The organism is Streptomyces sp. V4I8, from assembly GCF_041261225.1.
Classification (GTDB): domain Bacteria; phylum Actinomycetota; class Actinomycetes; order Streptomycetales; family Streptomycetaceae; genus Streptomyces.
Genome location: NZ_JBGCCN010000001.1, coordinates 1,496,727 through 1,518,865 on the forward strand (window position 1 = coordinate 1,496,727; position 22,139 = coordinate 1,518,865).

The 22,139-nt window shown below is 71.0% G+C and carries 21 protein-coding genes; 8 read left to right on the forward strand and 13 right to left on the reverse strand.

Annotation, left to right across the window (positions count from 1 at the left end):
• Positions 1-15: 15 nt before the first annotated feature.
• Complete coding sequence (locus tag ABIE67_RS06750; protein WP_370254872.1) at positions 16-1,074, forward strand: protein kinase family protein; 1,059 nt, start codon at positions 16-18, stop codon at positions 1,072-1,074.
• On the opposite strand, the gene ABIE67_RS06755 is transcribed toward ABIE67_RS06750, so the two are convergent.
• The 4 genes from ABIE67_RS06755 to ABIE67_RS06770 all read right to left on the reverse strand — a co-directional run bounded on the left by ABIE67_RS06755 (position 1,041) and on the right by ABIE67_RS06770 (position 4,817).
• A complete protein-coding gene (locus tag ABIE67_RS06755) occupies positions 1,041-2,084 on the reverse strand; it encodes an NUDIX domain-containing protein (RefSeq protein ID WP_370254877.1) in 1,044 nt (347 codons plus the stop codon). The genes ABIE67_RS06750 and ABIE67_RS06755 overlap by 34 nt on opposite strands.
• A 144-nt stretch (positions 2,085-2,228) precedes the next feature.
• Positions 2,229-2,504, reverse strand: a complete 276-nt coding sequence (locus ABIE67_RS06760; protein ID WP_370254881.1) for a hypothetical protein — start codon at positions 2,502-2,504, stop codon at positions 2,229-2,231.
• A gap of 52 nt (positions 2,505-2,556) precedes the next feature.
• Positions 2,557-3,543 carry a TIGR01777 family oxidoreductase gene (locus ABIE67_RS06765; RefSeq protein ID WP_370254886.1) on the reverse strand — a complete coding sequence of 329 codons (987 nt, stop codon included), beginning with the start codon at positions 3,541-3,543 and terminating at the stop codon, positions 2,557-2,559.
• A gap of 323 nt (positions 3,544-3,866) precedes the next feature.
• On the reverse strand, positions 3,867-4,817 hold the full coding sequence (locus ABIE67_RS06770) for an ROK family protein (protein ID WP_370254890.1): 951 nt from the start codon (positions 4,815-4,817) through the stop codon (positions 3,867-3,869).
• Positions 4,818-5,075: 258 nt separating this feature from the next.
• On the opposite strand from ABIE67_RS06770, the gene ABIE67_RS06775 reads away from it, so the two are divergent.
• Both ABIE67_RS06775 and ABIE67_RS06780 read left to right on the forward strand, forming a co-directional pair.
• The gene (locus ABIE67_RS06775; protein ID WP_370254894.1) at positions 5,076-6,152 is read left to right on the forward strand and encodes a LacI family DNA-binding transcriptional regulator; all 1,077 of its coding nucleotides are present in this window, start codon (positions 5,076-5,078) and stop codon (positions 6,150-6,152) included.
• Between the two features lie 6 nt (positions 6,153-6,158).
• Positions 6,159-6,944: a hypothetical protein gene (locus ABIE67_RS06780; RefSeq protein WP_370254898.1), complete on the forward strand. Its 786-nt coding sequence runs from the start codon at positions 6,159-6,161 to the stop codon at positions 6,942-6,944.
• Between the two features lie 2 nt (positions 6,945-6,946).
• On the opposite strand, the gene ABIE67_RS06785 is transcribed toward ABIE67_RS06780, so the two are convergent.
• Entirely contained in the window at positions 6,947-8,983 is a 2,037-nt protein-coding gene (locus ABIE67_RS06785; protein ID WP_370254901.1) for a protein kinase, read from the reverse strand.
• A 104-nt stretch (positions 8,984-9,087) separates the two neighbouring features.
• On the reverse strand, positions 9,088-10,392 hold the full coding sequence (locus tag ABIE67_RS06790; protein WP_370254905.1) for an aldolase/citrate lyase family protein: 1,305 nt from the start codon (positions 10,390-10,392) through the stop codon (positions 9,088-9,090).
• A gap of 204 nt (positions 10,393-10,596) precedes the next feature.
• Between ABIE67_RS06790 and ABIE67_RS06795 the strand changes: the two genes are divergently transcribed.
• Complete coding sequence (locus ABIE67_RS06795; RefSeq protein ID WP_370254911.1) at positions 10,597-11,505, forward strand: endonuclease/exonuclease/phosphatase family protein; 909 nt, start codon at positions 10,597-10,599, stop codon at positions 11,503-11,505.
• A 57-nt stretch (positions 11,506-11,562) separates the two neighbouring features.
• Here the strand turns inward: ABIE67_RS06795 and ABIE67_RS06800 are convergent, their stop codons facing one another.
• The 4 genes from ABIE67_RS06800 to ABIE67_RS06815 form a co-directional block, all read right to left on the reverse strand.
• On the reverse strand, positions 11,563-12,525 hold the full coding sequence (locus ABIE67_RS06800; RefSeq protein ID WP_370254915.1) for an electron transfer flavoprotein subunit alpha/FixB family protein: 963 nt from the start codon (positions 12,523-12,525) through the stop codon (positions 11,563-11,565).
• A gap of 74 nt (positions 12,526-12,599) precedes the next feature.
• On the reverse strand, positions 12,600-13,388 hold the full coding sequence (locus ABIE67_RS06805; protein WP_370254922.1) for an electron transfer flavoprotein subunit beta: 789 nt from the start codon (positions 13,386-13,388) through the stop codon (positions 12,600-12,602).
• A 242-nt stretch (positions 13,389-13,630) separates the two neighbouring features.
• On the reverse strand, positions 13,631-14,140 hold the full coding sequence (locus ABIE67_RS06810) for a flavin reductase family protein (protein ID WP_370254928.1): 510 nt from the start codon (positions 14,138-14,140) through the stop codon (positions 13,631-13,633).
• Between the two features lie 209 nt (positions 14,141-14,349).
• On the reverse strand, positions 14,350-14,763 hold the full coding sequence (locus ABIE67_RS06815) for a TlpA family protein disulfide reductase (protein WP_370254932.1): 414 nt from the start codon (positions 14,761-14,763) through the stop codon (positions 14,350-14,352).
• Between the two features lie 76 nt (positions 14,764-14,839).
• On the opposite strand from ABIE67_RS06815, the gene ABIE67_RS06820 reads away from it, so the two are divergent.
• The 3 genes from ABIE67_RS06820 (at position 14,840) to ABIE67_RS06830 (ending at position 17,702) form a co-directional block, all read left to right on the forward strand.
• Positions 14,840-15,256 (forward strand): DUF4395 domain-containing protein, encoded by a 417-nt coding sequence (locus tag ABIE67_RS06820; protein WP_370254936.1) that lies wholly within the window; start codon positions 14,840-14,842, stop codon positions 15,254-15,256.
• Between the two features lie 188 nt (positions 15,257-15,444).
• A complete protein-coding gene (locus ABIE67_RS06825) occupies positions 15,445-16,179 on the forward strand; it encodes a lysophospholipid acyltransferase family protein (protein ID WP_370254940.1) in 735 nt (244 codons plus the stop codon).
• 152 nt (positions 16,180-16,331) lie between these two features.
• Positions 16,332-17,702 (forward strand): hypothetical protein, encoded by a 1,371-nt coding sequence (locus tag ABIE67_RS06830; RefSeq protein ID WP_370254945.1) that lies wholly within the window; start codon positions 16,332-16,334, stop codon positions 17,700-17,702.
• Between the two features lie 32 nt (positions 17,703-17,734).
• Here the strand turns inward: ABIE67_RS06830 and ABIE67_RS06835 are convergent, their stop codons facing one another.
• The 3 genes from ABIE67_RS06835 to ABIE67_RS06845 are packed head-to-tail and all read right to left on the reverse strand — an operon-like array spanning position 17,735 to position 20,990.
• Entirely contained in the window at positions 17,735-18,805 is a 1,071-nt protein-coding gene (locus tag ABIE67_RS06835; RefSeq protein ID WP_370254949.1) for a low specificity L-threonine aldolase, read from the reverse strand.
• Positions 18,802-19,551 (reverse strand): SDR family NAD(P)-dependent oxidoreductase, encoded by a 750-nt coding sequence (locus ABIE67_RS06840; protein ID WP_370268287.1) that lies wholly within the window; start codon positions 19,549-19,551, stop codon positions 18,802-18,804. The genes ABIE67_RS06835 and ABIE67_RS06840 overlap by 4 nt, the downstream gene beginning before the upstream one ends.
• A gap of 41 nt (positions 19,552-19,592) precedes the next feature.
• Positions 19,593-20,990 carry a DUF6421 family protein gene (locus tag ABIE67_RS06845; protein ID WP_370254951.1) on the reverse strand — a complete coding sequence of 466 codons (1,398 nt, stop codon included), beginning with the start codon at positions 20,988-20,990 and terminating at the stop codon, positions 19,593-19,595.
• Positions 20,991-21,391: 401 nt separating this feature from the next.
• Here ABIE67_RS06845 and ABIE67_RS06850 point away from each other — a divergent pair, with 401 nt between their 5' ends.
• A complete protein-coding gene (locus ABIE67_RS06850; RefSeq protein WP_370254956.1) occupies positions 21,392-22,075 on the forward strand; it encodes a glycerophosphodiester phosphodiesterase in 684 nt (227 codons plus the stop codon).
• Positions 22,076-22,139 lie beyond the last annotated feature (64 nt).

Below are 22,139 nucleotides of genomic sequence, written 5' to 3' on the forward strand. Positions count from 1 at the left end.
GCTGATGATGGGGCGATGATCCGAGCCGAACGCCTCACCGCCCACACCGACATCGCCACGTCCCTCGCGCTGCTCAGCGATCACGAGCTCATGGCCCTCGTGGAGTCGGGCGAACCGCTGGGCGCCGGAATCGGCGGCCGCGCGACGCTGATCGAGGTGGACGGAAGACGGGTGTTCGTGAAGCGGGTCCCGCTCACCGACGTGGAGGCGCGGCCGGAGAACGTCCGCTCCACGGCGAATCTCCTCGGGCTGCCGACGTTCTTCCACTACGGCATCGGCAGTCCGGGGTTCGGCGCCTGGCGGGAGCTCGCCGTGCACACGATGACCACGAACTGGGTCCTGGCCGACCGGTTCGCGGGGTTCCCCCTGACACACCACTGGCGGGTCCTGGCCGACGTACCACGGCCGTCGCATGAGTTGCTGTCCGATGTGGACCGGGCCGTCGCCTACTGGGGCGGCGACCCGCGGGTGCGCGAGCGCATCGAGGGACTGCGGACGGCGTCCGCGAGCCTGGCGCTGTTCCTGGAGTACGTGCCGTACACGTTGAACGAGTGGCTGGACGCCCGGCTGCGCACGGATGAAGCCGACGCCGCGTGCACGTTCGTGGAAAGGGAGCTGGCCGCCGCCACCGGGTTCCTCCGCGAGAGCGGGCTGGTGCACTTCGACGCGCACTTCCTGAACTTCCTCACGGACGGCGAACGGCTCTATCTCGCCGACTACGGCCTCGCCCTCTCCGCCCGCTTCCCTCTCACCTCGCAGGAACGCGGCTTCTTCGAGCAGCACCGGTACTACGACCGCGACTACACGGCGTTCCACTTCGTGAACTGGCTCGCGACCGCCCTGTACGGCTACGGCGCGGACGATCGCGAGGCCTTCGTACGTGACTGCGCCGGCGGGGCGAGGCCGCGGAACATCCCGCGGGCCGCCGCCGACATCATCGAGCGGTGTGCGCCGCCGGCCGTCGTGATGGGTGACTTCATCAAGCGGTTGCAGCACGAGAGCAAGTCGACCCCGTACCCGTACGACGAGCTGCGGCTCGCTCAGGAAGGCGCCGGAATGCCCGCCTCCAGATAGAGCGCGGCCCCGCGTTCCCGCGCCCGGAGCGCCCAGCGCAGCCGCTCGTAGCGCACCGGTGGCAGCAGATCGGCCGCCTCGTCCTCGGTGACGAAGCGCCAGTCCCGCAGCTCGGGTCCGGGCAGCAGGAGGCGTTCGGCCTCGGCGGAGTCGAGGAGACCGCCGTCGAAGAGGAGGCGCAGACCTCCGTACCCCGGTGGCAGGGGCCGCTCCCAGTCGACGACGAGGAGCCGCGGTACGTCGTCGAGCCGTATCCCCGTCTCCTCGGCCACCTCGCGGATGCCCGCCTGCGCGGGGGCCTCGCCCGGCTCGACGACGCCGCCGGGGAACTCCCAGCCCGCCTTGTAGGTGGGGTCGACGAGCAGCACCCGGTCCTGCTCGTCGAAGAGGAGGACGCCCGAGGCGACGGTCTCGGCGGTGGGCTCGGGCGTCTGCACGATGTCGCAGACGGGGACCGTACCGCTGCCGACGGCCTCGGCGATCCGGACGGCGGTCTCGTACGGGGTCAGGCCGCCGTTGTCGACGGGATACGCGTCGGCGGTGAGCCATGAGGCGAGTGCGGTGCGATACGGCTCTATGTGGTCGTACGACCACTGCCGGATCCGTATCTCGCCGTCGGGCAGCTCCGGTGGGAGCTCCCGCCCGGCTATTCGCTCCCGCAGGATCGTTTCCGCCGGGGCGAGGAGCACATGCCGGACGGTGACGCGGCGGGCGGCGAGGCCGCCGAAGATCTCGTCCCGGTACTCCTGGCGCAGCAACGTCATCGGGACCACGAGGGTCCCGCCGAGCTCGGCGAGCAGCGCGGCCGCCGTGTCGATCACGAGACGCCGCCAGATCGGCAGGTCCTGGAAGTCACCGACCTCGGTGAGGTGTTTGGGCGGAAGCAGGTGGGTGAGCGCTCCGCCGATGACCTCGGGGTCGAAGAGCGTGCTGTTCGGGATCAGCTCGATCAGTTCCCGTGCGGTGGTGGTCTTCCCCGCACCGAACGCACCGTTGATCCAAACGATCACGTTTCCCCCTCTTCTGTTGGCCCCCTGTGGCTTGCCCGCTCCACCCTGCCACGGAAACCAGCTCCCGTAGAGAGCGCATGACAGCGGCGCCGGAACCCCCGCGGTACGGGGGCACGGCGCCGCGCGGTCGAGTCGGTGGGCTCGTCAGCCCTTCTTCGCCTTTGCCTTCTTCCCGTGCGGGGCGTCGTTCACAGCCCGCTCCGTTTCACGGTTGATGGCCCGGCCGACGGTGTCGAGAGCCTTGTCGACGCTGACGCCGCCGAGCTTGGTCTCAGCGCCGGCGGCAGGCAGGCCGGCGTCGGGGGCCCCGGTGGCGGGGGAACCGGTGCCGGGAAGCTCGATGGCGTGGGACGGAGTGACCGCCGCGACGACGAATCCGGTGGCCAGGGAGGCGATGGCAAGCATGCTGCGCTTCTTCATGACCGATTCAACTGCGAAACGGAGGTGGGAGTCACGCCCCACCTCCGGGTCATCACGACAGCGACGGAACTCCGGCTCCGCGCCGCGCCCCAAGGAGCCGGCGCTGCCGCACGCGCCGTACGAGATCCTCGGCCGCCTCCGGCCACCGGACGTACTCGAAGGCGAACCCTTCGTCGAGCAGCCGGCCGGGGACGACGCGTCGGCTCTTCAGCAGGAGCTCGGTGTCCGAGCGCAGCGCGAACGCGCCGAGCTCCGCCATCCACTTCGTCGCGGGCAGGCCCACGGGGACGCCCCAGGCGGAGCGCAGGGCCCGCATGAACTCCCGCTGCGGCAGCGGTTCGGGAGCGGCGAGGTTCACCGGGCCGGTGAGGTCGTGCCGGTCGACCAGGAACTCGACCGCGCGGACGAAGTCGCGGTCGTGGATCCAGGACACGTACTGTGCGCCGCCCGCGACGGGACCGCCGAGCCCCAGCCGTGCCAACCGCAGCAGGACGTCGAGCACCCCGCCGTGATCGGGGCTCATGACCATGGCGGAACGCAGGGCGACCTTGCGGGTGTGCGGCGTGTCGGCCTCTTCCTGCGCCCGCTCCCAGGCCTTGGCGATCTCGACGCTGTAGGCCCAGTAGTCCGGCACATCGGGTTCGCTGCCGCCGATGACGCCCGTCGCCTCGTCGTGGGGCGCGTCGAAACGGTGGGCGTAGACGGTGGCCGTGCTCATCTGCAGCCAGACCCGCGGCGGCCGGGCGGCGCGCGCGATCGCCTCGCCCACGACCCGGGTGGAGTGCACCCGCGAATCCATCATGGCCCGCAGATTGGGCGTGGTGTAGCGACAGCTGACGCTGCGCCCGGCCAGGTTGATCACGATGTCGCTGCCGTCGATCGCCGTCCGCCATGGGCCCAGCGTCTCCCCGTCCCAGTGGACCTCGCCCTCGTGTGTGGGCCGCCTGGTCAGGACGACGACCTCGTGGCCCGCGCTGCTCAGCGCACGGTGCAGAACCGTTCCCACCTGCCCGGTTCCCCCGGGCATCACTATCTTCATCGGCTCCCCCTCGGGTGTGGGAACGAGCCTAGCGCAGCTTCTTGAACATGTTCAAAAGGCCCTGGCCATCATCCGCCGACGACCGACCGTCGGTCGACCTCCAACAGACTCCGACACGTCCTACCGCGAGCGCCTCATGACGCGTACATGCCGTTATTCGACTTCGTAGGTACGGAGGAACGTAACGATGCGTCACCTTCACACCCCGTGCGCGGCGGGGCTCGCCGTCCCCGCCGCCGCGACCCCCGCCCATGGGCTTCAACGAGCACCAGGCGCCGGCCGCCCACGGTCGGCGCCTGAACGTTCCTGCCCCAGGCGGGTCCTCAGACCCCCGCCGCCGCCCCCGCCTTCCCCGCGAGCGCGGCCGCCGCGGCCCCCACCAGCCCGGCGTCCGTGCCCATCTGGGCCGGCGTGATGGTCAGGCGCTGGACGAAGGAGAGGGTGGCGTAGTCATGGAGGGCCTTGCGCAGCGGCGTGAAGAGGACGTCGCCCGCCTTGCCCACTCCCCCGCCGATCACGGCGATGTCGATCTCGACGAGGGTCGCGGTGGCCGCGATCCCGGCGGCCAGGGCCTGCGCGGCCCGCTCGAAGGAGGCCACGGCGACGGGGTCGCCGTCCCGTGCGGCGGCGGCCACCGCGGCGGCGGACGTGTCGCCGTCCGGGCCGGGACGCCAGCCGTTCTCCAGCGCCCGCCGGGCGATGTTGGGGCCGCTCGCGATGCGCTCCACGCAGCCGCGCGAACCGCAGGGGCACAGGTCGCCGTCCAGGTCGACGCTGATGTGGCCGATGTGGCCTGCGTTGCCGGTCGGGCCGGGGTGCAGCCGGCCGTTCAGTACGAGACCGCCGCCGACGCCGGTGGAGACGACCATGCAGAGCGCGTTGTCGTGGCCCCGCGCGGCGCCCTGCCAGTGCTCGGCCGCCGTGATGGCCACACCGTCGCCGATCAGCTCGACGGGCAGACCACCGGCCGCCTCCCGGACCCGCCGGACCAGCGGATAGTCGCGCCAGCCCGGCACGTTCACCGGACTCACGGTGCCCGCGGAGGCGTCCACGGGTCCCGCGCTGCCGATGCCGAGGGCCGTGGCGCGGTCCCACAGCGGCGAGGCGGTGAGCTCGCCGACGACCTCCTCGACGGCCCGCATCACCGTTTCGCCGTCCTCGCGCGCGGGCGTCGCGCGCTGGGCCCGGGCCACGATCGCGCCGTGGCCGTCCACCAGCGCTCCGGCGATCTTGGTGCCGCCGATGTCGAGCGCAGCCACGAGGTCGGTGTGCATCAGTGTCAGTTCTCCCCGTCAACCATTCGGATCTCCCCGTCAACCACGGGAATTGGGTGAGCCGGTCTCGCGGTGGGGGCGCAGGCCGGAGATTGCGGTGGACAGTGTCCCCTGGATCTGACAACGTTGTCCATGGCCTATGCTCGACGCCACATCCTCATACAAGCCCATGGACCGACGCATCCCCGTGGACCGACGCATCCCCGTGGACGAACGTTTCCCCGCGGAGCGACGTGTCCCCGTGGGCCGACGTTTCCCGTGGACGACAGGACAGGACACCGCATCGTGCCCGAGACCATCCGCCGATCCGACCGCGCGCCCGAGAACCGCTACGGCAACCGTCCGACCATGAAGGACGTCGCAGCGCGTGCCGGAGTCGGCCTGAAGACCGTCTCGCGCGTGGTCAACGGTGAGCCCGGCGTCACGCCGGAGACGGAGCGCCGCGTCCAGGAGGCCATCGATGCCCTGGGCTTTCGCCGCAACGACAGCGCGCGGGTGCTGCGCAAGGGCCGTACGGCGAGCATCGGCCTGGTTCTGGAGGATCTCGCGGACCCCTTCTACGGCCCGCTCAGCCGTGCGGTCGAGGAGGTCGCCCGGGCACACGGCGCCCTGCTGATCAACGGCTCCAGCGCCGAGGACCCGGACCGCGAGCAGGAGCTGGCGCTGGCCCTGTGCGCACGGCGGGTGGACGGGCTGGTGATCATTCCGGCCGGTGACGACCACCGGTATATGGAGCCCGAGCTCAAGGCGGGCGTCGCCACGGTGTTCGTCGACCGCCCGGCCGGGAAGATCGACGCCGACTGCGTCCTGTCCGACAACCACGGCGGTGCCCGCGACGGGGTCGCCCACCTCATCGCCCACGGCCACCGCAGGATCGGCTTCATCGGCGACATGCCGCGCATCCACACGGCCGCCGAGCGGCTGCGCGGCTACCGGGCAGCCATGGAGGACGCGGGGATACCGGTGGAGGACTCCTGGATGTCCCTGGGCGTCACCGACCCCGAGCGGGTGCGCCGGGCGGCCGAGGAGATGCTCACCGGCCCCTCCCCCGTCACCGCGATCTTCGCGGGCAACAACCGTGTGACGGTCACCGTGATCCGGGTCCTCGCCGAGAAGACCCGCCGTGTCGCCCTCGTCGGCTTCGACGACATCGAGCTCGCCGACCTGCTCCAGCCCGGCGTCACCGTCGTCGCCCAGGACGCCGCAGCCCTCGGCCGTACCGCCGCCGAGCGCCTCTTCCGCCAGCTCGACGGCACCCTGGTCACCCCCGAACGCATCGAGCTGCCCACGCGGCTGATCACCCGTGGTTCGGGCGAGCTGCCGCCGGCGGACTGAGCGGCCATGGACGACCGCACGAACGGGACGCGGCTGCCCTCACACGGCCGCACGCTGGAGGCGCTCGGTCTGGCCGAGGCACCGCGTGATCGGCCCCTGCTCTATCCCGGCCCCTGGCCGTCGGACTCCGGACTCCTCGACGGGGACCGGCTGCTGCCCCTGGACCGCCTGGTGCACGACGACCGCACACCCGTCCTCGCGGTCGGTTCCAACGCCTGTCCCGGCCAACTGCGGCGCAAGATGGACGCGTTCGGGATCACCTCCCCCATCCCCATGGTCAAGGTCAGGATCACCGGCATCGAGGTGGGCGTCTCCGCGCACGTGAGCCGCCTGGGGTACGTGTCCGCGTCCCCCTTCGACGCACCCGGCCGCGTACGCGAGTTGTTCATCACCTGGCTCGACGCCGAGCAACTCGAGGTGATCGACGCCAGCGAGGGCGTGCCGGTGCCGCACGGCAACTACGACCGTGTCTGGCTGCCGGCATCGGACATGCAGATCGAGCTGGCGAACGGCAGCACGCTCCCGGGCACCTTCGTGTACGTCAACCGCCATGGCGTGCTGCACGGCGGCACCGGCGCGCCGCGCACCCACCCCGGTCAGCGGGCGCTGCTCAGCGAACTCCTGCTGGGCTCGGCCCGGTTGCGGAAGCTGTTCGGTGAGACTCCCGAGGAGTTCTGCGCGCGAGCGCGCGCCGACACGCGCCTGTGCGAGCGGGGCACCCGGCTGTTCGCGGAGGAGCGCATGGTGACGTCCTCCGGGCTGGAGAAGTACGTCGGGGGCCGGCGGACCTGAGGTCAGCAGACCGGGAGTCCGGGCACCGGCTCGTCGTTGTTGCCGCCCTGGATGTAGACGTCGCTGATGTAGACGTTCGTGTTGCCGCTGTCGTCGTCCGTCTTGGCCCACCAGACGTTGGTCCACTGACCGGACGTCTCGCGGCGGCCCAGGTTCTGCTGGCAGTAGAAATAGTTGGTGCCCTCGTGGAGGACGCCCACCTCGGTGCCGGACGCGGTGTACGACTTGGCCTGCGTCCAGACCTGGCAGTTGTACTTGCCGCCACCGATCGAGTCGCAGGCGTCGGGCTGCGTGGTGTTGCCGCCCCCGCCCGTGGTCCCTCCACCGCCGGTGGTACCGCCGTCGCCGGAACCGCCGCCCGTGGTGCCCCCGTCGCTGCCGCCGCCCGAGGGCCTGGTCGGGGACGAGGTGGTGGGCCGGTCGGTGGGCTCGGTCCCCGCGGTGCGGCTGGGGGACTTGGTCGCGTCCGGGGACTTCTCGTCGTCGCCCTTGTCGGTCAGGCCGGAGTCGCCCGAGGGGCGGGCGTCGGGGCTGCCGGCCGTCGGGGCGGAGGCGCCCGTGGAGGTGGTGGCCGAGATGCCCTGTGCCTCGGTCTTGGCGTCGCCCTCGTTGTTCACCAGGGCGACCGTGACCCCGGCCGCCGCGAGCACGACGGTGACGGCCACGGCGGCGAGGAGGGCGCGGCCCTTGCGCCGGGCCGGGGAGCCGGAGGAGGTGACCATCGGGCCGGTGGCGCCCGGGTCCTGTGGGTGCGGGTGCGGGCCGCCGTGCGGCGCCACGGGCGGGTACCCCGGGGTGCCGTATCCGCGGACCGGTACCGGTCCGCCCTGTACGGGTCCGGCCGAGCCGGGGTGACCGACGGGGCCGAAGCCCTGGGACGACGGCGTGCCCGGTCCAGGGGTCGCGGGTCCCTGAGCTGCCGGGTCGCCCTGCGCCGCGGCCCCGAAGCGCGGTGCCCCGGGCAGGCCGGACGCGGGTACGCCCTCGCCCTGCTGCGGGGTGTCGCCGCCCTGAGCACCCCGCGTGCTCTGCTGGTGGCCGACGTACGCCTGCCCGCCGGGATTCACCCCCGCCGTGGGCCCGAACCCGGGCGGCGCCGAGGGGGCGCTGCGCTCCGTGTCGTCCGGTGCGGGCCCGGCGTCCGCCGAGCCGCGCAGTGCCGCCGTCGGTGCGTCCGTGCCGCCCGAATCCGTCACCGCCTGGAGGAGTGCCCGCGCCTCGTCGGCCTCGGGACGGGAGTCGGGACGCTTGTCCATCAGACGCTGCAGGACGGGGCCGAGGGGTCCGGCGTTACGGGGCTCCGGCAGGGGCTCGCTGACGATCGCGGTGAGCGTGGAGAAGGTCGAGGTACGGCGGAAGGGGGCGGAGCCCTCCACGGCCGCGTACAGCGTGGCGCCCAGCGCCCAGACGTCCGAGGACGGGCCCGGATCGGAGCCCTGGGCGCGCTCGGGGGCCATGTAGTCCAGGGAGCCGACGAGATGGCCGGTGCGGGTGAGATGGGTGGCCGAGCCGTCGGCCGGGTCGTCCATGGTGGCGATGCCGAAGTCGGTCAGAACGACGCGACCGGAGCGTTCGAGCAGGATGTTGCCCGGCTTGACGTCGCGGTGCAGGACGCCGGCCCGGTGGGCGGCGGCCAGCGCGTCCATGACCTTGGCGCCGATACCCGCCGCCTCACGCGGGTCGAGGGTGCCGCGCTCGCGCAGCACCGCCTCCAGGGAGGGGCCGTCGACCAGCTCCATGACGATCAGCGGGCGTCCGTCGACCTCGGCGACGTCGTGCACGGCGACGACGCCCGGATGCTTGACCCGGGCGGCCGCGCGGGCCTCGCGCTGCATCCGCAGCCGCAAATCGGCGAGTTCGGGACCGTCCGCGTCCGAGTAGGTCCGCAGTTCCTTGACGGCGACCTCGCGGCCCAGCACCTCGTCGACGGCCCGCCAGACCACGCCCATGCCGCCGCGCCCGAGCTGCGAAACCACGCGATAACGCCCGGCCAGCAGCCGACCGGTCTCGTCCGCCCGTCCGTTCTCCCCCGATGACACCGCTGCCCCGTTCCTGTGACACCACTGACACGTCGATGCGTGGCGTACAGACTACGGGGCGGCGGTGACAACTCCAGCCGGTGGTTGCGAACGTGACAGGCCCGCTACTTCGCGGAGGCCGTCAAATCGCCCCTTCGAGGCGCCGCGAAGCCCTCCAGGTCGGCTCGGGTCAGGCCGGTGAGGCGAGCGACCTCGCCAATGTCGAGGGCTCCGCAGTCCAGGCCGCGCAGCAGGTAGCCGCTGAGGGCCTTGGCGGTGGCGGGCTCGTCCATGACGTCGCCGCCGGCCCGGTTGGCGTACCGGGCGAGACGGGCCGCGGCCTGCTCGAAACCCTCACGGTAGAAGGCGAAGACGGCCGCGTAGCGGGTGGGGATGTGGCCGGGGTGCATGTCCCAGCCCTGGTAGTAGGCGCGGGCGAGGGCGCGGCGGGTGAGGCCGTAGTGCAGTCGCCAGGCGTCGTGGACCTTGGCGGTCGGGCCGACCGGCAGGACGTTCGTCGAACCGTCCGACACGCGTACGCCGGTGCCCGCCGCCGCGACCTGCATGATCGCCTTGGCGTGGTCGGCGGCCGGGTGGTCGCTGGCCTGGTAGGCGGCGGAGACGCCGAGGCAGGCGCTGTAGTCGAAGGTGCCGTAGTGCAGGCCCGTGGCCCGGCCCTCGGCGGCCTGGATCATCCGGGCGACGGTGGCGGTGCCGTCGGTGGCGAGAATGGACTGGCTGGTCTCGATCTGGATCTCGAAGCCGATCCGGCCGGGCTCGAGACCGCGCGCCTTCTCGAACTCCTCCAGGAGCCGCACCATCGCGGTGACCTGCTCGGGGTACGTCACCTTGGGCAGCGTGAGGACGAGCCCGTCGGGCAGGCCGCCGGCCTCCATCAGGCCGGTGAGGAAGATGTCCAGGGTGCGGATGCCCCGGTCACGTACGGGCGCCTCCATGCACTTCATGCGGATGCCCATGTACGGGGCCGCCGTGCCGTTCTCGTACGCCTGGGCGATCAGCCGTGCCGCGCGGGCGGCCGACTCGTCCTCCTCGGCGTCCGGGCGGGGGCCGTAGCCGTCCTCGAAGTCGACGCGCAGGTCCTCAATGGGCTCGCGCTCCAGCTTGGCCCGCACGCGCGCGTACACGGGCTCGGCGAGTTCTTCGGACAGGCCGAGCACGGCGGCGAAGGAGGCGGCGTCCGGGGCGTGTTCGTCGAGCGCGGCGAGGGCCTGGTCGCCCCAGGAACGGATGGTGTCGGCGGCGAAGACGTCCCCGGGCACGTAGACGGTGTGGACGGGCTGGCGGCCGCCGGGGTCCCCGGGATAGCGGCGCTCCAGCTCGGCGTCGACCGGCGCGAGGGAGGCGCTGATCCCCTCGCTGACGGCACCCGCGAGGCTCGTCGCCACCTTCTCCTGCTGGCCCTGACCCATCCCACACCCTCCAAGTTTCCGCTATACGGAATCAACAATCCGTAGAACGAAGTTATCCGGGACCTTCCGACTGGTCAACACCATGTCCACGGGGAGTCACTCCACCATCTCGCCATGTTCACGCCCATCTCAGGGCGCGGTATCACACTTCCATACGCACGCCCCGCACGACTCGTCCGGCCGTTCCCACCGAAGGAGCCCCACGTGCCGAACCACAGCCGAGTCACGCGCCGCCTGGGCCTGAAGGCCGTGCTGGCCGCGGCAGTCACCGCGCCCCTCTCCAGTACAGCACTGCCCACGTCATCCGCCTCGGCGGGCGAACGCCCCGCCCGCGGGCACCTCCAGGCCATGTCCTTCAACCTGCGCTTCGCGAGCACCAGTGAGCCCAACAGCTGGGCCGTCCGCAGACCGGTCATGCGCGAACTGCTGCGCCGCGAGGCACCGCATGTCATCGGTACCCAGGAGGGCGTCTTCGCGCAGCTGCTGGACATCGACTCCGACCTCGGCCCGCACTACGACTGGCTGGGCACCGGCCGGCTGCACGGCAGCCGTGACGAGGCCATGGCGATCTTCTACGACACCCGCCGTCTCCGCCCGACCGCGTACGACCACTTCTGGCTCTCCGACACCCCGAACGTGATCGACTCCAACACCTGGGGCGCGGCCTTCGCCCGCATGGTCACCTGGATCCGCTTCCGCGATCTGGCCGACGGCGGAGGGGAGTTCTACGTCCTCAACACCCACTTCGACCATGTGAGCCAGTACGCGCGCGAGCGCAGCGCCGCGCTCATCGCCGCGCGGATCGCCGGGTTCGACCGCTCGCTGCCGGTCGTGGTGACGGGGGACTTCAATGTCGCCGCCAGGGAAAACACGGTGTACGACACCCTGCTCGGCGCCGGTCTCGTCGACACCTGGGACACCGCACCTGAGCGCAGCGCGCTGTACGCGACCTTCCACGGCTACAAGCCACTGACCCCGGACGGCGACCGCATCGACTGGGTCCTGAGCACGCCCGGCGTCACGGCCCACCGGGCGGCGATCAACACCTTCTCCGACGCGGGCCAGTTCCCGAGCGACCATCTGCCCGTGCAGGCGTTCCTGAGCCTGGGATGACACGAGGCCCCCGTGACCGCCGGACGGTCACGGGGGCCTCGATGTGCCCGGTCGGGATCAGCCCTTGCGGGTCTTGATCTCCTCGGTCAGGGTCGGGACGACGTCGAAGAGGTCGCCGACGACGCCGTAGTCGACGAGGTCGAAGATCGGGGCCTCGGCGTCCTTGTTGATCGCCACGATCGTCTTCGAGGTCTGCATACCGGCACGGTGCTGGATCGCGCCGGAGATGCCGGAGGCGATGTACAGCTGCGGCGAGACCGACTTGCCGGTCTGGCCGACCTGGTTGGTGTGCGGGTACCAGCCCGCGTCCACCGCGGCACGCGAGGCGCCGACGGCCGCGCCGAGGGAGTCGGCGAGGGCCTCGATGATCGCGAAGTTCTCCGCACCGTTGACGCCACGGCCACCGGAGACCACGATCGCGGCCTCGGTCAGCTCCGGACGGCCGGTCGACTCACGCGGCGTGCGGCTGGTGACCTTGGTGCCGGTGGCCTGGGCGGAGAAGGTGACGGACAGGGCCTCGACCGCGCCGGCGGCCGGGGCGGCCTCCACGGCGGCCGAGTTCGGCTTGACCGTGATGACCGGGGTGCCCTTGGAGACACGGGACTTGGTGGTGAAGGACGCGGCGAACACCGACTGGGTGGCCACCGGGCCCTCGTCGCCGGCCTCCAGGTCGACGGCGTCGGTGATGATGCCGGAGCCGATGCGCAGCGCCAGACGCGCGGCGATCTCCTTGCCCTCCGCGGAGGACGGCACCAGGACGGCGGCCGGGGAGACGGCCTCGACGGCGGCCTGGAGGGCGTCGACCTTCGGGACGACCAGGTAGTCGGCGTACTCGGACGCGTCGTGGGTGAGGACCTTGACCGCGCCGTGCTCGGCGAGCGCGGCGGCGGTGTCGGCGGCGCCGTTGCCCAGGGCGACCGCGACGGGCTCGCCGACGCGGCGGGCCAGGGTCAGCAGCTCCAGGGTGGGCTTGCGGACGGCACCGTCCACGTGGTCGACGTAGACGAGAACTTCAGCCATGGGATTGCTCTCCTGCGGAATGCGAAGTCTTAAGGGGCGGAAGGGGTGTTGAGCCTCAAGCGGGCCAGCGACCCTTAGATGAACTTCTGGCTCGCGAGGAACTCGGCGAGCTGCTTGCCGCCCTCGCCCTCGTCCTTGACGATCGTGCCGGCGGTACGGGCCGGACGCTCGGCCGCGCCGTCCACGACGGTGTACGCACCCTCCAGGCCGACCTCCTCCGCCTCGATGTCGAGGTCGGACAGGTCCCAGGACTGAACCGGCTTCTTCTTGGCGGCCATGATGCCCTTGAAGGACGGGTAGCGCGCCTCGCCCGACTGGTCGGTGACCGACACGACCGCCGGCAGGGACGCCTCCAGGTTCTCCGAGGCGGCGTCGCCGTCCCGGCGGCCCTTGACCGTGCCGTCCTCGACCGAGACCTCGGACAGCAGGGTGACCTGCGGGACGCCCAGACGCTCCGCCAGCAGGGCCGGTACGACACCCATGGTGCCGTCGGTGGAGGCCATGCCGGAGATCACCAGGTCGTAGCCGGCCTTCTCGATCGCCTTGGCCAGCACCAGCGAGGTACCCAGGGCGTCGGTGCCGTGCAGGTCGTCGTCCTCGACGTGGACGGCCTTGTCGGCGCCCATGGACAGCGCCTTGCGCAGCGCGTCCTTGGCGTCCTCCGGACCCACCGTCAGAACGGTGATCTCCACGTCGTCGTCGGAGTTCTCGGAGATCTGCAGCGCCTGCTCGACCGCGTACTCGTCGAGCTCGGAGAGCAGACCGTCCACGTCGTCCCGGTCGACGGTCAGGTCATCGGCGAAGTGCCGGTCGCCAGTGGCGTCGGGCACGTACTTCACGGTGACAACGATCCTCAAGCTCACGCCGGCTCTCCTACTGCGTCGACATTTCTCTGCTGCCTACTTGCAGGCAGCATAGGCGCCCCAAGCGGCCGATCCCGATCGGGGCGACCCGCGCTCCGACCGAAATATTACTCGTCAGTACACCCAGTTCGCCCCCGCTAAGCAAGCGCTTTGAACTGTGACCTTTGCAACGCAGCGTAATCGGAAACCGACGCCTTCGCAGAACAGCGGAGGGCCGGTTCCGTCACATCGGTCCGGTGAGCTCAGTCACGCAGGCCGTTGAAGCGGCCCTGGTGGTACACCAGTGGACGCCCGGGACCGTTGGAGTCACCCAGGACGACCTCGGCCAGCACGATGCGGTGATCACCGGCGGGTACGCGTCCCACGACCCGGCACACCATCCAGGCGAGCACGTCGTCGAGGACGGGGACACCTTCGGGGCCCTCGCCCCAGGCCGTGGGCGGACCGAAGCGGTCGGCGCCGCTGCGGGCGAAGGTGGCGGCCAGGTCCTGCTGGTGCTCGCCGAGTATGTGGACACCGACGTGGTCCGCGGCGGCTACCGCCGGCCAGCTGGAGGCGCCGGTGCCGATACCGAAGGAGAGCATCGGGGGCTCGGCGGAGACGGAGGTCAGGGAGGTGGCGGTGAAGCCGACCGGGCCCGCCGCACCGCGGGCGGTGATCACGGCCACTCCGGCGGCATGGCGCCGGAAGACGGAGCGGAGCAGATCGGGAGAGGCGAGCTGAGGGGTGCCGAGGCCGGATGTGGCCGTCATGGAGCTGTCCTTCTGCGAGGGGAAGTGTGCGGGCCCGTGGCTGTTCAACAGCCCGGACAGCACGCGCTCGCGGTGCGGGCCAGATCGACGTGGGCCCGTCCGAAGAGAAGGAGTTCCTCAGGCATCAGGTCAGGCTGACGATAGGTGGTGCGCACAGTCAAGTGTGTTCCGGGATGTGGGAGATGACTCACCTTCGGCATCACGGCCCCTCAGACCGCTTCACCCAGGGCCGCGATCACATCCGCCTTGCGCGGCTGACCGGTGGCCCGCCGTACGACGTTTCCGTCGGCGTCGAGGACCAGCACGGTCGGCGTCTTGAGGATGTCGAGACGGCGTACGAGGTCCAGGTGGTCCTCGGCGTCGATCTCGACGTGGGTCACGCCGGGGACCATGCCGGCCACCTCGCCGAGCACCCGCCGGGTGGCCCGGCAGGGCGCGCAGAAGGCGCTCGAGAACTGCACGAGGGTGGCCCGCGCACCCAACTCCCCGCCCAACTCGGCCGCCACGAGCCGCTTTCCGTCGTCCCGCCCGCGCACCCGTACTCTCCCGCTCCGCCGCCGATGCAGCACTCCGTAGGCGCTCGCCACCACGAGCACCGCCACGCACACCACGAGTCCGGTCATCACCGTCCTCAACCCTTCACAAGACTGCAAAGATTCCCGAGCCCCTTAAGTCTTTCCGTTGCGGAATGCTTGATTCATGGACATCGACGTGAGGGGGCCGCGCTTCGGGGCGGCCGTGACGACCGTGGTGCTGGCGGTCGTCCTGGTCACCGGGAGCGCCTGGCTGCTGGCCTGGCAGACGCTGGCGTTCGCGCTGGGCGCGGCGGGCGGGGTGAGCCGTTCGCCGTACGGCGTGCTGTTCCGCAGGGCCGTACGCCCCAGGATCGGACCGCCGAGCGAGTTCGAGGCACCGGAACCGCCACGGTTCGCGCAGGCGGTGGGGCTGGTCTTCGCGGGCCTCGGGCTGGTCGGCTACACGCTCGGGCCGGACTGGCTGGGACTCGCCGCCACCGGGGCCGCGCTCGCGGCCGCCTTCCTGAACGCCGTCTTCGGATACTGCCTGGGCTGCGAGATGTACCTGCTCGTGCGGCGGTTGACGGTGCGCGCCGGGTAAAGGCGGCACAAAAGACCGAGGTGGATCAAGGGGCCGACGTGACGAGAATCTCGCCATTCCCCGGCACTTGGGCTTGGCCCTCGGCCGTTCTTGGGGCACGATCTGCGACATGCCGTAAACCTACGGCTGCGTAACTTTCACACTGGGAGCTTCCTTCCCAGGCGCAGGAGGAAGGGTCCACCCCGTCCATGGCAGAGCTTGTCTACCGTCCCGTCGTCGGTTTCGCCCAGACGTTGTTCAAGGCGTGGGACCTCAAGATCGACTGCAAGGGGTCGGAGAACATTCCACGCTCGGGCGGCGCTGTGCTGGTGAGCAACCACATCAGCTATCTGGACTTCGTCTTCAACGGCCTGGCGGCGCTCCCGCAGAAGCGCCTCGTCCGCTTCATGGCGAAGGAGTCCGTGTTCCGGCACAAGATCTCCGGGCCGCTGATGCGCGGTATGAAGCACATCCCCGTGGACCGCAGGCAGGGTGAGGCGGCGTACGCCCACGCGCTGGACTCGCTGCGCTCCGGCGAGATCGTCGGAGTCTTCCCGGAGGCCACGATCTCGCAGTCGTTCACGCTGAAGAGCTTCAAGTCGGGCGCCGCCCGGCTGGCCCAGGAGGCCGGCGTGCCGCTGATCCCGATGGCCGTGTGGGGCACGCAGCGCCTGTGGACCAAGGGCCACCCGCGCAACTTCAAGCGCAGCCACACCCCGATCACGATCCGGGTCGGCGAGGCGATCGAGGCCTCCAAGGACAAGTACGCCGGTGCGATCACCCGGCAGCTGCGCGAGCGCGTCCAGGAGCTTCTGGAGGCCGCACAGCGTGCCTATCCGGTGCGCCCCAAGGACGCCGGTGACACCTGGTGGATGCCGGCCCACCTGGGTGGCACGGCTCCCACGCCGGAGCAGGTGCGCGAGGCGGACCGCTCCGCCGGGTAGGGCCGGGGGCCCGCGCCTCTGAGGGCGCTGCCGGACCGATGCCCATGAGTGCCAAGAACGGCTGAACATCGCCGCAACCCCACCCCCGACCACAACCCCTCCCCCCTCTCGCGGGTCTCGGCCACCGACCGCGAATCGACGAGGGGGAACTCATGAAGCATCGCCTGCTGGGAGCCGCGCTCGCCTGCTGTGCCCTGACCGCGGTCGGGGCCGGGCCCGCGCATGCCGCGTCCGACCAGCTGTGGATCAGCGTGCCGTCCGAGACCGTTCTGCCCGTGCCGGACGCGGAGGGCGGCGCGTCCGAGCGGACCCTTGAGGTGCGGGTCACCCACGACAACACCGAGAACGGGGTGCCGGCGGGCCGACTGACGGTGGACGCGAGCGAGATCGCCGCCTTCGCTCAGGTGTCGTGGCCCGCGAACTGCGTGCCCGAGTCCGCGGTCAAGGCGGTCTGCGACTTCGCGGCGATGCCGGCCGGGACGGACAGCGTGACGGCCGCTCTGCTGGGGCTTCGCGCGTCGCCGGACGCGGAACTCGACGCGTCCGGGTATGTGCGCTACTCGGCCGCCGCCGGGGAACTGACGGCCTACCCGGCGGAGACCCTCATCAGCGTGGGCGACGGACCGGATCTCGGGCTCAGCCAGGCCGAGTACCAGCGCGACCTCAGGCCCGGCACGAACACCCGGGTGCGGGCGACGGTCGGCAACAACGGCAGCCGCGCCGTGGACCGTACGCTGTTGTGGGTCAACGCGTCCTACGGGCTGCGGTTCAGGGAGCGGAACTCCAACTGCGAGTACCGGGACCACGCCACCGGTACGTCCGCGCTGTGCGTGCTGGACGAGGCGGTGGCGCCGGGCGAGCGGTACGAGCTGACGAGCGCTCTGCGGGTGGGGCGGAAGGCGCTGTACGAGCGGTTCGACCACTCCGTACTGCCGTATTCGGACGAGGCACTCGAAGAGGCGCGCGGCGGGGAGACGTGGACCCCGGGCACGGGCCCCGAGCTGGACCTGCGCCCCATGGCGGCGCGGCGGGCCGCCGCCGGGGGCGAGGACCTCGATCTGTCGGACAACTACCGGGCCGTCATGCTCGACGCCAGGAACACCGCCGACCTGAAGCTCACCGGCAGCAAGGTGCGGGGGGCCGCCGGGGACACCGTGACCGCGCGCTTCACCGTCCACAACCGCGGCCCGGCGTGGGTGGCGTCGCTGGGTGCGGGCGCGGCCGTCGCCACGGTGCGGTTCCAGGCGCCCGAGGGCACCACGGTCGTCGGCGGGACGGAGGAGGACTGCTGGGACCTGCCGCCGTCCGAAGAGGGGCCGGCCGTCACGACCTACTTCTGCCGGACGCCGATCTACCTGCACGACAAGGCGTCCCACACCTTCGAGGTGCGGCTGCGGATCGACAAGGTGGTGCGCGGGGCACGCACCACCGTCGAGACCCTCAACGACGACCCGGAGCTGTCCATCAGGAAGTTCGACCCGAACCTGCGCAACAACAGCGCGCGGATCGTCGTCAACGGCTGAACCCGGGGCGGGCTACCGCGAGGAGGGGATGGCTAGCGCGCCATCTCCTCCTTGAGCGCCGCCACGAACGCGTCCACGTCGTCCTCGGTCGTGTCGAAGGCGCACATCCAGCGGACGACGCCCGCCGCCTCGTCCCAGAAGTAGAACCGGAACTTCTTCTGCAGGCGCTCGCTCACGTCGTGCGGGAGCTTGGCGAACACGCCGTTGGCCTGCACCGGGTAGAGGATCTCCACACCGTGCACGGCGCGCACGCCCTCGGCGAGCCGTTGGGCCATCTCGTTGGCGTGCCGGGCGTTGCGCAGCCACAGGTCCTTGGCGAGCAGGGCCTCCAACTGCACGGACACGAAGCGCATCTTGGAGGCGAGCTGCATGGACAGCTTGCGCAGGTGCTTCATGTGGCTGACGGCGTCCTGGTTGAGGACGACGACCGCCTCCCCGAACAGGGCACCGTTCTTCGTGCCGCCGAGGGAGAGGATGTCGACACCGACCGCGTTGGTGAACGTCCGCATGGGCACGTTCAGGGCGGCGGCCGCGTTGGCTATCCGGGAGCCGTCCAGGTGCACCTTCATGCCGTGCGCGTGGGCGTGGTCGCAGATCGCGCGGATCTCGTCCGGCGTGTAGAGGGTGCCGAGTTCGGTGCTCTGGGTGATCGAGACGACCTGGGGCATGGCCCGGTGCTCGTCCTCCCAGCCATACGCCTGCCGGTCGATCAGCTCCGGGGTGAGCTTGCCGTCGGGGGTGGGCACGGTGAGCAGCTTCAGGCCGCCCATCCGCTCGGGGGCGCCGCCCTCGTCGACGTGGATGTGCGCGCTCTCGGCGCAGATCACCGCGCCCCAGCGGTCGGTGACGGCCTGGAGCGCGACGACGTTGGCGCCGGTGCCGTTGAAGACCGGGAATGCCTCGGCCGTGGCGCCGAAGTGGCTGCGGACGATCCGCTGGAGGTTCTCGGTGTAGTCGTCCTCGCCGTACGCCACCTGGTGCCCGCCGTTGGCCAGGGCCAGGGCGGCGAGCACCTCCGGGTGGGCGCCGGCGTAGTTGTCACTGGCGAAGCCGCGGACGTCCGGGTCGTGGTGGCGACGGGCGTCGGTCTTCGGAGGGTTCACGGCTTCTCGGTCAGCCACAGGCGGTTTCCGTTCACTTCGGCGGCAGGCTTGTCCCAGACGTCGACGACGGCGTCGGCCAGGTCCTTGACGTCCGTGAAGCCCGCGAACTTCGCGTTGGGTCGCTCGGCGCGCATCGCGTCGTGCACCAGCGCCTTCACCACCAGGATGGCAGCCGCGGACGTCGGTCCCTCCGGGCCCCCGGCCTTGCGGAAGGCGTCGGCCAGCGCGAGCGTCCATGCCTCGGCGGCCGCCTTGGCGGCGGCGTACGAGGCGTTGCCCGCGGTCGGCTTCGAGGCGCCGGCGGCGCTGATCAGCAGATACCGTCCGCGGTCGCTGCGCTGCAGGGCCTCGTAGAAGGCCAGCGAGGTGTGCTGCACGGTGCGGATCAGCAGCAGCTCCAGGAAGTCCCAGTCGTCGAGGCTGGTCTTGATGAAGGTCTCGCTGCCGCGCCAGCCGCCCACGAGGTGGACCAGGCCGTCGACACGGCCGAAGTCCTTCTCGATGTGGTCGGCCCAGTCACGGGTGGACTGCAGGTCGAGCAGGTCCACGGGTTCGCCGGTGACGGTCGCGCCGCCCGACGCGTAGCGGGCCGCGTCCACGGCCTCCGCGAGCCGCTCGGGATCGTTGTCGGCGGCGGCGACGGTCGCCCCCGCCTCCGCCAGCCGCAGTAGCGCCGCCCGGCCCGCGGGTCCGCCCGCGCCGGCCACCGCGATCACCGCACCGCTGAGAGCTCCGTTCCCCGCCATGTTCTTCGCCTCCTGAGCAGTGTTCTGGGTACCGCGGTCGCTCACGCGGCGATCCGCTCGGCGCTGTCCGCCGTGATGCCCTTGGTGGAGGCGATCACGTTCTTCAGCTTCTTGGACAGGGCCTCATAGAACATGCTCAGCGGAAACTCGTCCGGAAGCACGTCATCCACGAGCTTGCGCGGCGGCTGGGTCAGGTCCAGGGCGTCCGGGCCCTTGGCCCAGCGGGAGCCCGGGTGCGGGGCGAGGTAGGCGGAGACGAGCTCGTAGCCGGCGAACCAGTGGACGAGCTTCGGGCGGTCGATGCCGTCGCGGTACAGCGTCTCGATCTCGGCGCACAGCTGGTTGGTGACCTGCGGAGCGCGCTCCCAGTCGATGTCGAGCTTGTTGTCGGTCCAGCGGAGGACGTCGTGCTTGTGCAGGTAGGCGAAGAGGAGCTGACCGCCCAGGCCGTCGTAGTTGCGCACCCGCTCACCGGTGACCGGGAAGCGGAACATCCGGTCGAACAGCACCGCGTACTGCACGTCACGGGCCTGCGGGACGCCGTCCGCCTGGAGCTTCACGGCCTCCTTGAAGGCGGTGAGGTCACAGCGCAGCTCTTCCAGGCCGTACATCCAGAACGGCTGGCGCTGCTTGATCATGAACGGGTCGAACGGCAGGTCGCCGTGGCTGTGGGTGCGGTCGTGGACCATGTCCCACAGCACGAAGGCCTCCTCGCAGCGCTTCTGGTCGTGGACCATCGCGGCGATGTCCTCGGGCAGCTCCAGGCCCAGGATGTCGACGGCGGCGTCGGTGACACGGCGGAAGCGGGCGGCCTCGCGGTCGCAGAAGATACCGCCCCAGCTGAAGCGCTCGGGGGCCTCGCGCACGGCGATCGTCTCGGGGAAGAGCACGGCGGAGTTGGTGTCGTAGCCGGCCGTGAAGTCCTCGAACTTGATGCCGCAGAACAGCGGGTTGTCGTAGCGGGTGCGCTCCAGCTCGGCCAGCCAGTCCGGCCAGACCATGCGCAGCACGACCGCTTCGAGGTTGCGGTCGGGGTTGCCGTTCTGCGTGTACATCGCGAAGACGACCAGGTGCTGGAGGCCGTCCGCACGGCCCGCGGCGGGCTGGAAGGCCAGCAGCGAGTCGAGGAAGTCGGGCACCTCGAAGCCGCCCTCGGCCCAGCGGCTCAGGTCCTTGATAAGGGCCTGGTGGTACGCGGCGTCGTGGGGCAGCAGCGGGGAGAGCTCCTCGACGGCCGCCACGACACGCCGTACGGCGGCCTCGGCGTCCGCGCGCTCGGGCGCGCCCTCGGCGCCGAAGTCGATCGACCCGTCCTTGGACTGCCATGGCCGGATCTGCTCCACGGCATCCTTGAGCACCGGCCACGCCGGGTGCTCCACCACCCTGGTCGCGGGAGGAATCTGCTCCCCCGAAGCCGCCTGCACAAGAATTTCCGTCATGTCCCATCCTCCACGGGAGAACCTCGCGTATGGAGACCGTATACACACGAGGTTCCTCCCAGCAAGAGGAGCTTCGGGAAATTATCCTGCACACTCCCATGGTCACCGCACTTTTTCCTGTCGGTCATCCGGACAGCGCATGCTTCGGGCGCACCTGGGCATACGGGAGGCCGGACAGCGGGGCCGCCCGCCGGAGTCGGTCAATCCCCGCAGGACTCGCCCACGCCAGGGTGACCACCTCGGGGCATGCGCGCCAGGTACGCCATGTCCACTGGCGCGAACCCTGGGTACACGTGGGGTTCATCACGCGCCCGGGCCACTAGGCTGCGGATCTGCCGCGCGAACACTCCGCTCCGGTTTGCGCGAGTGCCGAGCCGCCGTCGACGGAAGCGAGTTGAACCTTGAACTTCCTTACCATCGGTCACCGCGGGGTCATGGGTGTCGAACCCGAGAACACCCTCCGTTCCTTCGTCGCCGCCCAGCAGGCCGGCCTCGACGTCATCGAACTCGATCTCCACCTGAGCAAGGACGGCGCCCTCGTCGTCATGCACGACACCGACGTGGACCGCACGACCGACGGCGCCGGCGCGATCGCCGACAAGACACTCGCCGAGCTGCGCGCCCTGGACGCGGGCCGCGGCGAGCGCGTCCCCGTCTTCGAGGAAGTCCTGGACGCCGTGAAGTCGCCGCTCCAGGCCGAGATCAAGGATGTCGCGGCGGCCCGGGCACTCGCCGAGGTGATGACCAAACGGGACCTGGTCTCCCGGGTCGAGGTGTCCTCGTTCCACGACGAAGCCGTCGCCGAGATCGCCCGCCTCGTGCCCGGGGTGCGGACCGCGCTGATCGCCAGCCGCTACGGCACCGACATCGTGGACCGCGCGGTCGCGGTCGGCGCCGCGACCGTCTGCCTGAACATCCGCCGCCTCACCCTGGAGGTCGTGGAGCGGGCCCGCAAGGCGGACCTCCGGATCATCGGCTGGGTGGTCAACACCCAGGACCACCTGCGTCTCGTACGGGCCCTGGAACTGGACGGCGCGACCACCGACTATCCGGAGATCAAGCGCACCGGCCGCTTCACCGCGTGAACCCGCTTCACCGCGTGAACCCGCTGCACCGCGTGAACCCGCTGCACGGCATGAATCCGCTTCA